The organism is Methylobacterium sp. AC433, from assembly GCF_979253015.1.
In genome coordinates this window covers 1-13,897 of record NZ_CEEDBN010000024.1, presented here as the reverse complement: position 1 = coordinate 13,897, position 13,897 = coordinate 1, and the positions used below count along the sequence as shown (strand labels likewise).

Below are 13,897 nucleotides of genomic sequence, written 5' to 3'. Positions count from 1 at the left end.
GTGGAGGGAGCGAGTGATGGACGAGGGCGGCATGGACGAGCAAGGGACGGAGCGCGGGCTCCTGTCGGACCAGATCCGCAACGCGCTCACCGACGAGATCGCGGCCGGCCGTCTCGCCGCCGGCACCGCCCTCGACGAGCAGGACCTCGCCGACCGCTTCGGTGCCTCGCGCACCCCCGTGCGGGAGGCGCTGCGCCAGCTCGCCTTCAACGGGCTGGTGGAGTTGCGCCCGCGCCGGGGAGTCGTGGTCACGCGGATGACCCCCGAGCGGATCATGGACATGTTCGAGACCACCGCCGAGTTCGAGGCGATGTGCGTGCGGCTCGCCACCTACCGGATGACGCCCCTGGAGCGCAGCCACCTCATGGACCTGCACGCGCGCTCCGGCGACATGGTCGCGGCCGGAGACGTCGACGCCTACGACACCCTGAACCGCAGCTTCCACGAGGCCCTCTACGGGGCCACGCATAACGGCTTCCTCAAGGAGCAGGCGCTGGCGCTGCGCACCCGCCTCTCGGGCTTCCGGCGGACGCAGCTGCGCCACGGGGACCGGATCCACGGCTCGCGCGCGGAGCACGGGGCCATCCTGGCGGCGATCGCCGAGGGCGACGGCGAGGCGGCCGCACGGCGCATGCGCGCCCACATGCTCAATGCGGCCAGCGCCCTGCGCCACTACATCGAGGCCCATTCCGACGTGTGATGCAACACGCGCATAAAGAAGTGCCTGGACGGCGCCAGAAATGCGCCAAACACATGCACCGGGTGCCGCAGCGCACGCCGTGCCGGAAAACCCGGTCCTATATCGAGATCGTACCAAGAAGAACGGCCCCCGGACGTCCTGGACTTGATCCTCGAATGTTTGACGGAGACCGGACCTGTACATCTGGATACCACGATCATGAAGACTCGTCTTGCTTCCGCCGCCGCTGCCCTGGTCCTGACCCTGAGCGCTCCCGTCTCGTCCGCCCTCGCGCAGAGCTACAACGCCCCGGCCGGCATCCCCGCCGCCACGGCGCCCGGCAGCCGCGTCGTCGGCGCCTTCGACGACGTGACCACCGGCTCGATCACCCGCCGCGCGGACGACTCGGCCAAGGCCGGCAACGCCGAGCAGAACAACAAGCCCACCGCCAATTACGGCACCACGTCGGGCGGCCCGGCCTACTGAGGTCACGCTTCGCCGGACCGCGCCGAGCGCGGTCCGGTCCGAGGCCGAGAACCACCCGAACCGAAGACGGCGGGGCGCGAGCCCCGCCGCTTTCGCGTGTCGGGGGATTCACCGGGCCAGATAGTCGGTCAGGGTCATCCCGAACAGGATCGCGACCCAGAAGAACCCGACGCCGGCGAACAGCCGCACCAGGGGTGGCTCCCGGCGGACCTCCATCGACACCAGGACGATGATCGCCGCCATGACGGCGACCACCCCGAGTTCGACGAGCCAGACCTGCTCGAAGGGCCGCGTCGCCCCGAGCGCCACGTTCACGGCCAGCAGCGCCAGGAGCGCCAGGAAGGTGCGCACCGGGTTGCGCAGGCGGCGCCAGAGGAGGGCGCGGTCCGCGGGACCGAGGGCGTGGAGGGGATTGCGCAGCGCCGCCTCCTACCGGTTGACCACGTAGAGGACCGGGAAGGCGATGATCCAGATCAGGTCGATGAAGTGCCAGTACAGGCCGTAGACCTCGATCCAGTTCTGGTGCCGCTGCAGGAAGCCCGGGCGCGACGCCTTCCAGGTGAGCCCGAGCAGGATCGCGATGCCGGTGAAGAGGTGCAGGGCGTGGAGTGCGGTCGCCACGTAGTAGAGGTTGACGAAGAGCCGCGTCGCCGGCTGCTCGGCGAGCGCGTAGGGCCGGCGGGCGAGGAAGGGCATCATGTGCTCCTCGTAGTCGGCGTAGTACTCGTAGCCCTTCAGCATCAGGAACAGCGCCCCGAGGCTCGCCGTGGCGAGCAGGCAGCCGACCATCATCCGCTGCCAGCCCAGCCGCGAGAGCTCGATCGCCGCCGACATGGTGAGACTCGAGCAGAGCAGCACCATGGTGTTGGTGGCCCCGATCCAGAACTTGAGATGGCCGGCCGCCGCCTGCACCGCCTCCGGGTGGAGCAGGCGCAGGATCAGCGCCGTCAGGAACAGCCCGGCAAAGAGCAGCAGCTCGGTGAGCAGCCAAGCCCACATGCCGAGCGTCGCGGCGTGGCGCTGCTGGGCGTCCGTGGCGAAGTGCCCGGCGCGCGTCACGCCGACGGGTTCGGCGGGGTTCGCACCGACGAAATCGGCGCTCACGTGTGCTGCCTCCCGGTCTCCTGCGCCTGGATCGGGTAGTCGTAGGGAATCTTCGGCACCTCAGGCACGCCCGCGAAGTTGTGGGGTGGGGGCGGGGAGGCGGTCTCCCATTCCAGGCCCTTGGCGTCCCAGGGGTTTCCGGGTGCGCGGCGCCCGAACCAGAGGGAATGGACGAGGTAGACCATCGGGAAGAGGTAGCCGGCCGCCAGGATCGTCGAGCCCGCGGAGGAGAGCACGTTGAGGAGCTGGAATTCCGGCGGGTAGGTCGCGTAGCGCCGCGGCATCCCGAGGTAGCCGAGGATGAATTGCGGGAAGAAGGTGACGTTGAAGCCGATGAAGATGAACAGCGCCGAGATCCGGCCCCAAGGCTCGCTGTACATCCGCCCGGTGATCTTCGGCCACCAGAAGTGCAGTCCGCCGAGGAAGGCCAGCACCGTGCCGCCGACCATGATGTAGTGGAAATGCGCCACCACGAAGTAGGTGGCATGGATGTGCTGGTTGATGGCCAGCGTGGCGAGGTAGAGCCCCGTCAGCCCGCCGAGCACGAACAGGCCGATATACCCCATGGCGTACAGCATCGGGGTGTCGAGGCGCAGGCTGCCCTTATGGATGGTGGCGGTCCAGTTGTAGACCTTCACCGCCGAGGGCACCGCCACCGCGAAGGAGAGGGCGGAGAAGGCGAGGGAGGCGAGGTCGCTCTGCCCGTTGACGAACATGTGGTGGCCCCAGACGAAGAACGTCACGGAGGCCAGGCCGATGGCCGCGTAGGCGACGAAGCGGTAGCCGAAGAGCTTCTTCTGGGCGAAGGCCGGCACGATCTCGGAGATCACGCCCATGCCCGGCAGCACCATGATGTAGACTGCCGGGTGCGAGTAGAACCAGAACAGGTGCTGGAACAGCACCGGGTCGCCGCCATAGGCCGGGTCGAACACGCCGACATGGAAGGCGCGCTCGGCGATGAGCAGGATCAGCGCCAGGGTGATGACGGGGGTCGCGAGCAGGAAGATCAGGCTCGTGGCGTAGTGCGTCCAGACGAAGATCGGTAGCCGGAACCAGGTCATGCCGGGCGCCCGCATCGTGTGGATGGTGACGACGAAGTTCAGCCCCGTCAGGATCGAGGAGAAGCCCACGATGGTGACGCCGATCAGCGCCGGCAGCACCCAGGTGTTCGAGAAGGCGGTGGAGAGCGGCGCGTAGAAGGTCCAGCCGGTATCGACGCCGCCCAGCACCACCGCCACCAGGGTGAACACCGCGCCGGTCATGAAGACGTACCAGCTCGTCAGGTTGAGCTTCGGGAAGGCGAGGTCCTTGGCTCCGATCATCAGTGGGATCAGGAAGTTGCCGAAGGTCGCCGGGATCGACGGGATCAGGAAGAACCACACCATCACCACGCCGTGGATGGTGAAGGCCTTGTTGTAGGTGTCGTTGGTCATGATCGCGCCGTCGGGCACGACGAGGGCGAGACGCACGAAGCCGGCGGCCACCGCGCCGATGACGAAGAATGTGGTGATGCTGGCGAGGTACAGGAGCGCGATGCGCTTGTGGTCGGTGGTGAGGAACCACGAGCGCAGGGTCGACTGGGCGTGGAGGTAGTCGTCCGGCCGGTCGAGGGTCGGGGGCGGGATGTGGGGATCCCGCGCGGCGGCGTCGCCGTGCAGGGTGCCGGCGCTGCTCATCGTTGGGCTCCTTCTGCGACGCGGTCGGTGGCTTTCAGGTAGCCGACGAGGCGGTCGAGGTCGTCGGGCGGGATCACTCCGCGGAAGCTCGGCATCACCTGCTTGCCGCCGCCGGCGAGCCGGTTCTCGTTGGGGTTCAGGATCTTGGCGCGGATGTAGTCCGCATCCGCCGTGATGGTGCGGCCGTCGGCGAGGTGGACCGCGCGGCCGTAGAGGCCGGCGAGGCCGGGCGCCTTCACGCCCGCCACCGCGCCGTCGTGGCAGCCGGCGCAGCCGTAGGAATCGTAGAGGGCGCGGCCCGCCGCCACGTTCGATTGCTGCGCGTGCCCGTGGGTCAGCCAGTCCTGGTACTCGGCCTGGGTCATCAGGGTGAGGTTGCCGTCCATGACCGAGTGGTCGGTGCCGCAATATTCCGAGCAGTAGAGCCGGTAGGTCCCGGTGCGGTCGGCCCTGAACCAGATCTCCGTCGTCCGGTCGGGCAGGGCGGCGATCTGCAGGCGCAGGGCCGGCAGGTAGAGGGCGTGGATCACGTCCTGGCTGGTGATGCGGATGCGGACCGGCTGGTCGATGGGCAGGTGCAGGTCGTTGATCTCCGACTGCCCGGTGGGGTGCTGGAACTTCCACATCCACTGCCGGCCCACGGCCTCCACCACCATGGCGTCCGGCGGTGGATGACGGGAGGCGATGAAGAGCTTGGCGCCCCAGCCGAAGAAGAACAGCGTCAGCACGTAGGGAATCAGCATCCAGCTGATCTCGATGAGGACGCTGCGGCGCTCGTCGGTGCTGCGGTCGGCCTCCTCGCCCTGCCGGTAGCGCAGGGCGAAGTAGGTGATCGCGAGGAAGACCGGCACCGTGAGGAGCAGGGTCAGCACCGTGAAGCCGAGGATGATGTGGTCGGTCTCGACGGCCGTGGCGGAGGCCGCGGGCGGCCACAGGGCGAGGGCGGACTCGGCCTTCATGGAGATGCCGCCTCCCGGGGTTCCGCGGCCGTCTCCACATCGAAGGGCCGGCCGGCCATGAGCGCCATGGCGCGGTCGATGGGGATGCGGGCGCGGGTGCGGTCCGCGTCGAGGTAGGCGTAGCCGGAGAGGCGGCCGGCCTCCTCGGCTTGCCTGGCGTCGATCTCCGCGTAGGGGTCCGGCTGCAGGTTCGGCGGCGGCGGCCGGATCGCGGCCGTCTGCTGGGCGGTGAGGGGCGGCAGGGCGGCACGCTGGCGCCCGAGCACCACGTGGTTGAGGGCGAGCACCGCCCCGATCGTCGCGAGCACCGCGCCGGCGAGGCCGAGCATCACCCAGGCGGTCTTGCCGGCCTCGGCGTCGCTGCGCTCGTAATCCCAGTCCCCCCCGTGGGAGGCCTCGGCAGGGGTCCCGGGGCCGGGCGGCACCGCGCCGGTGCGGCGCAGGATCAGGCCGGCCAGGATCGCCGGGACGAGGGCGAGGCTGGAGCGGCGGGGGGCATCGGGCGGGCTCATGCGGCGATCCATCATGCGGCGACCTTGGCGTCCGCGATCGGGGCGCGCCGCGCCCGGAGCGGCGCCAGCAGGCGCACGAGGCCGGCCGCGAGGGCGGCGATGCCGAGCCCGGCCAGGACGTCCAGCCCCGTGAGCACGAAGGCGCCGCGCGCGGCCGGCGTCACGAGCCAGGCCATCTCGGCGGCGTGGACCGCGAGGATCGAAGCCGCCAGCGCCCGCGTCGTCCACGGGCCGGGGCGCAGGGTGAGGGCGGCGGCGAGGAGGGCGGCGGCCCCGCCCGCGACGCTCAAGCCCCGCCCGAGGGGGCCGCCACGGGCGAGGTACCACGACACCTCGGCGGGCAGGTTGGCCGACCAGACCACGAGGAACTGCACGAAGTGCAGGAAGACCCAGGCGGCCGTCAGCAGGGCGAGCGGCGGCAGCCCGGTCTCGGGCCGATGCGCGGAGGGCGTGACGAGGAGGGCGGCGGCGAGCGCCGCGCCGCTCCAGGCCACCATCGTCAGGAGCCCGATCAGGCTGGAGCCGAGGCGCGGGTCGAGGGCGGTGATCAGGTCGAAGCTCATCAGCGTCGCCAGCACGGCGTGGAGCCCGAGCGCGAGGGCAGCGGGTCCCCGGCCCGCCGCGACCCGGCGGCAGAGCCAGAGCCAGAGGGCGAGCGCCGCCACGAGGCGCACGGCGAGGAACGGCAGCGTCAGCCAGATCCCGGCCAGCGGGGTCGCGGCGGGCGTTCCGTTCGCAAAGGGGTAGAGCGCCGGCACCACTGCCGCCAGGGGCAGGGCGAGGAGGGCCGCCACCGGCATCAGGCGCAGGCACCCGACGAGCGCGGGGCGCAGGGACGCGAACCGCTCCGGCGCCAGGGCGTCGAGGCCGGCGACCAGGGGGAGGGCGCCGAGGGGAAGGCCCAGGAGGGCGAGCCAGGCCGCCAGGTAGCCGGCCTGCCAGTCGCCGAGGCGGCCGGCGAGGCCGAGGGCGGCAACGCCGGCGCAGAGGAGAATCAGGGGACGGCCGGCGCTCATCGGACGGCCCGCATCGCGCTGTCCTGCAGCTTGACGCGGTCCTCCGGCGGCAGGCTCGCCACCGCGGCCCCCTGGCTCAGCTGCAGGGCGCGCAGATAGGCGACGATGGCCCAGCGGTCGGCCGGCGCCACCTGCGCGCCCATGGGCAACATCGCCCCGTGCCCTTGCGTGATCGCCGCGTAGAGCCGGTCGGAACTCGCCGCCCTCAGGCGCTCGCCGGCGAAGGGCGGGGCGGCGGGAAAGCCGCGCGCCACGATCATGCCCCGTCCGTCGCCGCTGTCGCCGTGACAGGGCGTGCAGGCGATGCCGTAGCGCTCCCGGCCCCGGTCCAGCAGGGCCGCGTCGATGACGGCCGGGCGCGGCACGAAGCGCGCCGGGTCGGTGCGGGGCACGGTGCCGGCCACGGGCGGGCGCATGGTCATGCCCTGCGGGAAGAAGCGGTTGGCGTCCCAGGTCTTGGCCTTGGGCTGGTCGCGCATGTTCGCCTCGCCGCAGCCGGCGAGGGCCAGGACCAGAGCGGGCAAGAGCAGCCCCAGGCCGGGCCTGAGCGCGAACCGGCGCCTCATCGCGGCACCCGCGCGATGGCGAGCGGCCGCCCGGCGCCCTCGGGCAGGGCGGCGAGCTGGCGCGCGATGCGCTCGGCATCGAAATCCGGACCGCGCGCCTCCGCCGCCAGGAAGTAGCGGTCCTGCATCGCCCGCCCGAAACCCGGGATGTTGAAGGCCGGATGGTTGAGGCGCGGCAGGCGGTTCACGAACAGGAACACCGCATGCACGGCGAGCGTCCCGCTCATCATCGCGAAGGAGACGCTCGGCACCACGAAGGAGGGCCAGGAGAAGCGCGGGCGCCCGCCGACGTCGAAGACGTAGCCGTAGGCCGTGGCGTAGACGCACATCCCGTAGAAGGCGGCCCCGCCAACGAGCGCCGCGCCGAGGGCGTAGGGCAGGATCGAGCGGTTGTGGCGGCCGAGCCCCTTCAGGGCGTCGGGCATCGGCACCGGGCCGAAGGCGTCGAGACGGATGGTGTTGCCGCGCGGGGGCTGGTCGTCGTGTTGGGGATGGTGCCGGGCCAGCGCCCGCATGGCGGCGGCGAGTTCCGCCTGCGTCGCGAATTCGGCGCTGACGCCCCAGAGCGGCGTTCCCGCCCCGGGCTCGGGTGCGTCCGCCTCGGCCCCGGCGCGGGCGGAGCCGTCGCCCAGGCCCGCCTGCCGGCGCAGGTCAGCGATCGAGGCCACCGGCAGGGCGCGAAGGAACAGGAGCAGCAGGACGAGGAACATCCCCACCGACCCGGCGAAGGTGGCGATGCCCCAGAGTCCGACCCGGTAGTCGAGGGCGGCGGCGGGCAGGAAGTCGTGGGACAGCGTCACCACCAGCACCATGACGTGGTCGGCATGGGCGCCGACCGCCACGAGGCAGCCCACGAGGGCCAGCGCCCCGGGCGAGTGCCGGAGGCGCGCCCACCAGAACAGGTGGACGGGCAGCAGCGCACAGGTCAGCACGGTCCAGGCCGCCCAGGCCTGCGGACCGGTGAACCGGCGCACCAGGGTCGCGCGTGCGTAGGCGTCGCCGTGCAGGAAGCCCGAGACGAGCTCGGCCGCGTGGCCGTAGAGGCTGGCGAGCCCGAGGCCGAGGAGGATCCGGGCCAGGATCTCGGCGTGGCGCAGGGTGACGACCGCCTCGAGGCGGTAGAGGGCACGGACCAGCATCGCCAGGGCGGCGGTGACGGCGACCCCGGAGAACACCGCGTTGACCAGGAAGGTGACGGGCAGGATCGTGTCGTGCCAGCCCGGCAGCACGGACCCCGCCAGCATCACCGAGGCCCCGGTCTGGAGCGAGACCACGAGGAGGATGCCGAGCAGCGCGACGATGCGGTAGGCCTGCGCCCAGACCTGCCAGTGCGAGGCGGAGCCGCGCCAGCCGGCGGCCGCGACCCCGTAGGCCTGCGCCTTCAGCATCGGCCAGCGCCGCGGCCGCCCGGCGCGCTCGGACTGCGCCTGCGCCTCCGCGAAGGCCCGGTCGCGCAGGGTCGCGAGGTCCGGCAGCAGCCCGATGTACCAGAGGCTCACGGTGACCACGAGGAAGCTGACGATGTCGATGGCGTCCCAGACCAGGGGCGAGCGGAATTGCGGCCACAGGCCGAGCGTGTTCGGGTAGGGCAGGTTCCAGTAGAAGAACCACGGCCGCCCGAGATGGATGATCGGGTAGAGCCCGGCCGCGATCGTGCACAGGAGGGCGTTGGCCTCGGCGAGGCGGCTGATCGCCCCGCGCCCGAGCGCGCTCCCCGCTGCCCCTCCTGCGAGGCGCAGGGTGCCGGCGAGCGCGAGGCTGCCGCAGGCGATGCCGATCCACCAGTCGTAGGAGGCGATGTCGAGGGCCCAGACGACGGCGTTGTTGTTGTTCCAGATGCCGACGCCCGTGAAGAGCAGGTACAGGATCACCCCGAAGAACAGGGCGAGCAAGCTGGAGGCCGCCGCGAAGGCGATCCACCAGCGCCGGCCGAGGGGGTCGTGCAGGGCCGCGTCGGAGACGGCGCGGGCCGGGGTGTCGGGCGTGAGCACGGCTCCGGCCATCCCTCAGCCCTCCCGGCCCGGCTCGGCGCCGGGCGCCAGGCGCGCGAGGTAGGTCGTGCGCGGCCGGGTGTTGAGTTCGCCGAGCAGCGCGTAGTTGCGCGGATCCCGGCGCGCCGCCGCGACCTTGCTGCCCGCGTCCGAGAGGTCGCCGAACACGATGGCGCGGGTCGGGCAGGCGCCCTGGCAGGCGGTCTCCACCGCCCCGTCGGGAATCGGCGCGTGCGAGTCCTTGGCGGAATCGATGCGCGCGCCCGCGATGCGCTGGAGGCAGTAGGTGCACTTCTCCATCACGCCGCGCGCCCGCACGGTGACCTCGGGGTTGCGCTGCTGCTGCTCCACGGGCGCCATGCCGCCGGTATAGTCGAGGTAGTTGAAGCGCCGGACCTTGTAGGGACAGTAGCTCTGGCAGGTGCGTGTGCCGATGCAGCGGTTGTAGACCTGCAGGTTCAGGCCCTCGCTGTCGTGCACCGTCGCCTCCACGGGGCAGCCGAGCTCGCAGGGGGCCGCCTCGCAATGCATGCAGGGCACCGGCTGGAAATGCGTCGCCGGCGCGTCGAGGTCGCCGGAATAGTAGCGGTCCACCCGCAGCCAGTTCATCCAGCGCCCGCGCGCGACCTCCTCGCGACCCACCACCGGGATGTTGTTCTCGGACTGACAGGCCGTGAGGCAGGCGTTGCAGCCGATGCAGGCATCGAGGTCGATGACCATGCCCCAGGCCCGGCCGGCGCCAGTGCCCGAATCGGCCGACGCCGCGCTGCGCCCCGCCGCGGGCGACTCGGGATAGAAGGACGGCACCGCCACGCCCGGCGGGTCGCCGACGCTCGGGGCGCCCAGGGCCTGGACACGCACGAAGTCGTGCCCCTGCATCGTGCCGAGATCCTGCGTCGTCGCCGGTCTGGCACGATGGCCGGTCCGCGTCAGGGTGACGTCGGGAAGGCGATAGGGCGTGGCGGCGGGGCGCAGGGCCTGGGCGTCGTAGCCGAGACCCTGCGCGAGGTGGTCCGGCACCCGGCGGCCGTAGCCGAGGGTGAGGGTCACGGTGCGCTCGGCCTGGCCGGGCAGGATCCAGGCCGCGCCCTCGAGGCGGCGGCCGTTCGCCTCCACCGCCACGACATCGCCGGTGGCGAGGTGCAGGCGCTCGGCCAGACGCGGGCTGATCGCGACGACGTTCTCCCAGACCACCTTGGTCAGGGGCTTGGGCAGTTCCTGCAGCCAGCCGAGATCGGCGAAGGCCCCGTCCCAGACGCAGGGGTCGGGCCGGAAGACCGCCTCGATCCGGTCCTCCGTCGCGGGGGCCGGCGCAGGGTCCGCGACGCGCCCGGTCAGGGCCACGGTCTCCGCGGGCAGGGCGGTGTCGGGCAGGAAGCCGAGGCGCAGGGCCTCCGCGAACCGGGCCTCGAAGGCGGCGTCCGCCTCGCCGGGGCGGCGCCACTGGCGCTTCAGGAGGTCGAGCCCCTGCTCGGGGCCTTCCCGTGCGGGAGCCTCGGCCCCGAACAGGGCCAGGACCTGGTGGGCCGAGCGCCCGCCATAGAGCGGGGCGATGGTCGGCTGGATCAACCCCACGGTGCCGTCGAGGGAGCGGGCATCGCCCCAGCTCTCGAGGGGATGCGCCAGCGGCAGGTGCCAGTCGGCATGGGCGGCGGTCTCGTCGAAATACGTCCCCGCATGGATCTTGAACGGCACCCGCGCCAGGTGCTCGGCGAAAGCGAGGTCGCCCGGCCCTTCGTAGACCGGGTTGACGCCGAGCGTCAGCAGGGTGCCGACGGCACCCCGCGCCATCGCCTCGGTGAGGTCGGACAGGCCCTCGGCCCCGGAGGCCGGAACCGGCGCGGTGTGCACCACCGTGGTGCCGGTGTTGCCCAGGGCGCCGTTGATGCGGTGGACGAGGGCGTGCACCGCGGCCGGCTGGCCGATACCGGCGGTGACGAGGCTCCGGCCCCGGTCGGCCAGCAGCGCCGCCCCGGCCCGATGGAGCCACGCCGCCATCGGGCCGTCGGCGGTCTCGGGCTGACCGCCCTCGGCCATTCGCAGGAAGTCCGCGGCGAGGCGCGCCAGGTCGTCCGAGCCGGCCGCCAGGGTGTGCTCGGCCTTGACGCTGGTCAGCCCCGGGGTCGGCGCCGCCGCGTGCAGGGTGAGGAGGCGGCCTTGCGCCTGCGCGGCCCGGCGCGCGTCGATCCAGCGGCGGGACAGGCCGACTTGGCCCGGCCCGACATCGAGGAAGTCCCCGTCGAGGCTGACGAGGGTGCGGGCGGCCTCGAACCGGAATTGGGTTTCCAGGAGCCGGCCGTAGGCCTGCCGCGCGCCGTCATAGAGCCCGTCCCGCGGCACCGTCTGCGAGACGTGCCAGCGCAGGCCCGGATAGGCCGACCGCAATCGGTCGATCTCGGCGGCCAGCGAGGGCGACGTGACCGGCCCGGTGAGGAGATGGAAGCCCGCGCCGCCCGTCTCGCGCAGGGCCGCGAGCCGCGCCAGCAGGGCGCCGCGGAAGGCCGACCAGGCGGCGGGCCGCCCGAGATGCTGCACCGCCTGGCTGCGGAAGGGGTCGTAGAGCCCGAGCACCGAGGCCTGGCCCAGGACGTCGGTGCCGCCCCGGCTCCAGGGATGGTCCGGGTTGCCCTCGACCTTCAGGGGACGGCCGTTGCGCGTGGTGACGAGGATGCCGTTGGCAAAGCCGTCGAACAGGGCCGAGGTGGCGTAGGCGAGGGGAGCGCCGGCGACGATGCGCTCTGGCTGCACCACGTAGGGGACCTCGCGCCCGCGTCCGTCGAAGGCGTCGCAGGCCGAGAGCCCGGCGAGCGCGAACGAGGCCGCCATCAGCTTGAGGAAGCCGCGCCGCTCCGGCCCCTGCGCCAGGGGCAGAGCGCCGGGGAATTCCGATCGGAGATAGGCCTGGAACGCTTCCGTCCCGGCCAGCCCGTCGAGGCTGCGCCAGAAGGCGGGTCCGTCACCGGAGGCGAGGCGCTGGCGCAGTTGCGGGAGATCGAGGTCCTGATCCATCAGCGGTGACAGATCCCGCATTCGAGGAGCCGGTCGCCTCCGTGGATATGGTTCTTCGCCACCAGCTGAGGCCCGAGGGTCGCCTGGTCGGCGGGCGGGGTCCAGTTCATGTTCCAGACCTGGTCGGGCGTGCGCACCCAGCGTTCGGGCGCTTGGTGACAGCCCAGACAGAACTGCATCTCGAAGGCGTTGGCCCGGAACGTCATCTGCATGGTGGTGACGTCCCCGTGGCAGGTGGAGCAGCCGATCCCCTTCGTCACGTGGACGGAATGGTTGTAGGAGACGTATTGCGGCAGCTTGTTCAGGCGAACCCAGCGCAGGGGCTCGCCGCTGGCGTAGCTGTCGCGCACGGGCTTGAGCATGTCCGAGCCGGTCCAGATCTGCGCGTGGCAGGTCATGCAGGTCTGGGTCGGGGGCAGCCCAGCCGTCGCCTGCGTCTCCACCGTGGTGTGGCAGTAGCGGCAATCGATGCCGAGTTCGCCCGAATGGTGCTTGTGGCTGAAAGGCACCGGCTGGGCCGGGGCGATGCCCACGCCGGTGACGTAATCCGAGCGCGCGATCCCGGCCACCACCACGGCGCCCCCGGCGATCAGGGCCGCACCGGACAGGATGGCCAGGCGCAGGAGCGCGTCGGCCCCGGGCGCGAACAGCTGCGCCATCAGGCGCGGCGCCCGCCGGAACGCAGGGCCGGGCGCGGCAAGGCCGGATGCCGGATGTCACGGGGTCGTCTCATCCGCTCTCACGCCTCCCGGTCCGCCTGGATAACCGCGACCTGACGGCTACGGTTCAGTGCGCGATTTCATCCCGCGAAACTTTACCCAATCCGGACCAGCCGCGCGTCGATCCGGCGGAACCCCGGCCTCTCCGAGGAGCGTTGCCCCAGGAGCCGGAGCGGCGCGACGCAAGATCTCGCGACCGCAGGTATCGCGACGGAAGCCGTGGGCCGTGCGGCGCCACGCCGGGCTGTGCCGCCCCTCCGGATCGGGCATGAGGGGGTCCATGCGACATCACGGCCGCAGGCGCTCGATCCGGATGCAGCCCCGTTGGCCGGCGGTTCTCCTGCTCGGCCTCGTGGGATCCGGGACGCTGCCCGGACTGGGCCTGGCACGCCTCGCCCAGAACGATCTGGCGCGCGTCGGCGTCACGCCGGCGCCCGACGCCCGAGTGCCCCTCGGTCTCGCCTTCACCGATGCCGGGAGCGGGCCGACCACCCTGGGGGCCGCCCTCGGAGGACGGGCGGCCCTGCTTCTGCCGGTCGACTACACCTGCGCCAATGTCTGCGACCCGATGCTGGCGATGACCGGCGCGGCCCTCGCGGCGACCGGGCTCGTGCCGGGACGCGACGTCGGCTTCGTCCTGGTGGGACTCGATCCGCAGGACGATGTCGCGGCGGCCCGACGCATGCTGCGGGAGGAAGGCGGCGAAGCCTCCGCGGCACGGGCGCTCGTCGGCACGGCGCCGGCCATCGCCGACCTCACCGCGGCACTGGGCTACCGCTTCGTGGTCGACGGCGGCACCGGCAGCATCGCGCATCCGGCCGCCGCGATCCTGCTCACGCCCGAGGGCCGCGTCGCCCGCATCCTGTCGCCCCTGGCGCTCAATGGCCGCGACCTGCGCCTCGCCCTGATCGAGGCGGGGGAGGGGCGGGGCAGCACGCTCGCCGATCGGCTCACCCTGCTCTGCTACGGCTACGACGCCGTGCGGGGCGTCTACACGCCCCTGATCGAGCGCATTCTCAGCTTCGCCGGAGCCGCGACGGTGCTGGCGATCAGCCTCGGCATGTTGGTGCTGCACCGGCGCAGCCGGACCTGAGTCGGATCCAGAACGGCCAAAGCCCGTCACGCGTGTGTGCGTGACGGGCTTTGTCGGTTTGGTTGCGGGGACAGGATTTGAACCTGT

The 13,897-nt window shown here is 72.1% G+C and carries 13 protein-coding genes; 3 read left to right on the top strand and 10 right to left on the bottom strand.

Features of this window, described 5'->3' with window-relative positions; translation table 11 throughout:
• The first annotated feature begins 16 nt into the window (after positions 1 to 16).
• Both AC0IWM_RS22225 and AC0IWM_RS22220 read left to right on the top strand, forming a co-directional pair.
• A complete protein-coding gene (locus AC0IWM_RS22225) occupies positions 17 to 700 on the top strand; it encodes a GntR family transcriptional regulator (RefSeq protein ID WP_471758632.1) in 684 nt (227 codons plus the stop codon).
• 198 nt (positions 701 to 898) lie between these two features.
• Complete coding sequence (locus AC0IWM_RS22220) at positions 899 to 1,165, top strand: hypothetical protein (protein WP_056471075.1); 267 nt, start codon at positions 899 to 901, stop codon at positions 1,163 to 1,165.
• 108 nt (positions 1,166 to 1,273) lie between these two features.
• Here AC0IWM_RS22220 and AC0IWM_RS22215 read toward each other — a convergent pair whose 3' ends face one another.
• The 10 genes from AC0IWM_RS22215 to AC0IWM_RS22170 all read right to left on the bottom strand — a co-directional run bounded on the left by AC0IWM_RS22215 (position 1,274) and on the right by AC0IWM_RS22170 (position 12,657).
• Positions 1,274 to 1,516, bottom strand: a complete 243-nt coding sequence (locus AC0IWM_RS22215; RefSeq protein WP_471758630.1) for a cytochrome C oxidase subunit IV family protein — start codon at positions 1,514 to 1,516, stop codon at positions 1,274 to 1,276.
• A 78-nt stretch (positions 1,517 to 1,594) separates the two neighbouring features.
• Positions 1,595 to 2,269: a cytochrome c oxidase subunit 3 gene (locus AC0IWM_RS22210; protein ID WP_471758628.1), complete on the bottom strand. Its 675-nt coding sequence runs from the start codon at positions 2,267 to 2,269 to the stop codon at positions 1,595 to 1,597.
• A complete protein-coding gene (locus tag AC0IWM_RS22205; RefSeq protein WP_471758626.1) occupies positions 2,266 to 3,945 on the bottom strand; it encodes a cytochrome c oxidase subunit I in 1,680 nt (559 codons plus the stop codon). The genes AC0IWM_RS22210 and AC0IWM_RS22205 overlap by 4 nt, the downstream gene beginning before the upstream one ends.
• Positions 3,942 to 4,904 (bottom strand): cytochrome c oxidase subunit II, encoded by a 963-nt coding sequence (gene coxB / locus AC0IWM_RS22200; protein WP_471758624.1) that lies wholly within the window; start codon positions 4,902 to 4,904, stop codon positions 3,942 to 3,944. Before coxB ends, AC0IWM_RS22205 begins: the two co-directional genes overlap by 4 nt.
• Entirely contained in the window at positions 4,901 to 5,416 is a 516-nt protein-coding gene (locus AC0IWM_RS22195) for a hypothetical protein (RefSeq protein ID WP_471758622.1), read from the bottom strand. The genes coxB and AC0IWM_RS22195 overlap by 4 nt, the downstream gene beginning before the upstream one ends.
• 11 nt (positions 5,417 to 5,427) lie before the next feature.
• Positions 5,428 to 6,432 (bottom strand): hypothetical protein, encoded by a 1,005-nt coding sequence (locus AC0IWM_RS22190; RefSeq protein ID WP_471758620.1) that lies wholly within the window; start codon positions 6,430 to 6,432, stop codon positions 5,428 to 5,430.
• Positions 6,429 to 6,998: a c-type cytochrome gene (locus AC0IWM_RS22185; protein WP_471758618.1), complete on the bottom strand. Its 570-nt coding sequence runs from the start codon at positions 6,996 to 6,998 to the stop codon at positions 6,429 to 6,431. Before AC0IWM_RS22185 ends, AC0IWM_RS22190 begins: the two co-directional genes overlap by 4 nt.
• Positions 6,995 to 9,001: a quinol:electron acceptor oxidoreductase subunit ActD gene (locus AC0IWM_RS22180; protein ID WP_471758616.1), complete on the bottom strand. Its 2,007-nt coding sequence runs from the start codon at positions 8,999 to 9,001 to the stop codon at positions 6,995 to 6,997. The genes AC0IWM_RS22185 and AC0IWM_RS22180 overlap by 4 nt, the downstream gene beginning before the upstream one ends.
• 3 nt (positions 9,002 to 9,004) lie before the next feature.
• Positions 9,005 to 11,998 carry a TAT-variant-translocated molybdopterin oxidoreductase gene (locus tag AC0IWM_RS22175; protein ID WP_471758614.1) on the bottom strand — a complete coding sequence of 998 codons (2,994 nt, stop codon included), beginning with the start codon at positions 11,996 to 11,998 and terminating at the stop codon, positions 9,005 to 9,007.
• Positions 11,998 to 12,657: a cytochrome c3 family protein gene (locus tag AC0IWM_RS22170; RefSeq protein ID WP_471758612.1), complete on the bottom strand. Its 660-nt coding sequence runs from the start codon at positions 12,655 to 12,657 to the stop codon at positions 11,998 to 12,000. The genes AC0IWM_RS22175 and AC0IWM_RS22170 overlap by 1 nt, the downstream gene beginning before the upstream one ends.
• 340 nt (positions 12,658 to 12,997) lie before the next feature.
• Between AC0IWM_RS22170 and AC0IWM_RS22165 the strand changes: the two genes are divergently transcribed.
• Entirely contained in the window at positions 12,998 to 13,810 is an 813-nt protein-coding gene (locus tag AC0IWM_RS22165; RefSeq protein WP_471758610.1) for an SCO family protein, read from the top strand.
• The last annotated feature ends 87 nt before the right edge of the window (positions 13,811 to 13,897 follow it).

What these genes read in the sequence shown, in the direction of transcription:
- AC0IWM_RS22225 (WP_471758632.1), top strand. Translation starts at nt 17, where the DNA reads ATGGACGAGGGCGGCATGGACGAGCAAGGGACGGAGCGCGGGCTCCTG.
- AC0IWM_RS22220 (WP_056471075.1), top strand. Translation starts at nt 899, where the DNA reads ATGAAGACTCGTCTTGCTTCCGCCGCCGCTGCCCTGGTCCTGACCCTG.
- AC0IWM_RS22205 (WP_471758626.1), bottom strand. Translation starts at nt 3,945, where the DNA reads ATGAGCAGCGCCGGCACCCTGCACGGCGACGCCGCCGCGCGGGATCCC.
- coxB (WP_471758624.1), bottom strand. Translation starts at nt 4,904, where the DNA reads ATGAAGGCCGAGTCCGCCCTCGCCCTGTGGCCGCCCGCGGCCTCCGCC.
- AC0IWM_RS22195 (WP_471758622.1), bottom strand. Translation starts at nt 5,416, where the DNA reads ATGAGCCCGCCCGATGCCCCCCGCCGCTCCAGCCTCGCCCTCGTCCCG.
- AC0IWM_RS22190 (WP_471758620.1), bottom strand. Translation starts at nt 6,432, where the DNA reads ATGAGCGCCGGCCGTCCCCTGATTCTCCTCTGCGCCGGCGTTGCCGCC.
- AC0IWM_RS22185 (WP_471758618.1), bottom strand. Translation starts at nt 6,998, where the DNA reads ATGAGGCGCCGGTTCGCGCTCAGGCCCGGCCTGGGGCTGCTCTTGCCC.
- AC0IWM_RS22180 (WP_471758616.1), bottom strand. Translation starts at nt 9,001, where the DNA reads ATGGCCGGAGCCGTGCTCACGCCCGACACCCCGGCCCGCGCCGTCTCC.
- AC0IWM_RS22175 (WP_471758614.1), bottom strand. Translation starts at nt 11,998, where the DNA reads ATGGATCAGGACCTCGATCTCCCGCAACTGCGCCAGCGCCTCGCCTCC.
- AC0IWM_RS22170 (WP_471758612.1), bottom strand. Translation starts at nt 12,657, where the DNA reads ATGGCGCAGCTGTTCGCGCCCGGGGCCGACGCGCTCCTGCGCCTGGCC.
- AC0IWM_RS22165 (WP_471758610.1), top strand. Translation starts at nt 12,998, where the DNA reads ATGCGACATCACGGCCGCAGGCGCTCGATCCGGATGCAGCCCCGTTGG.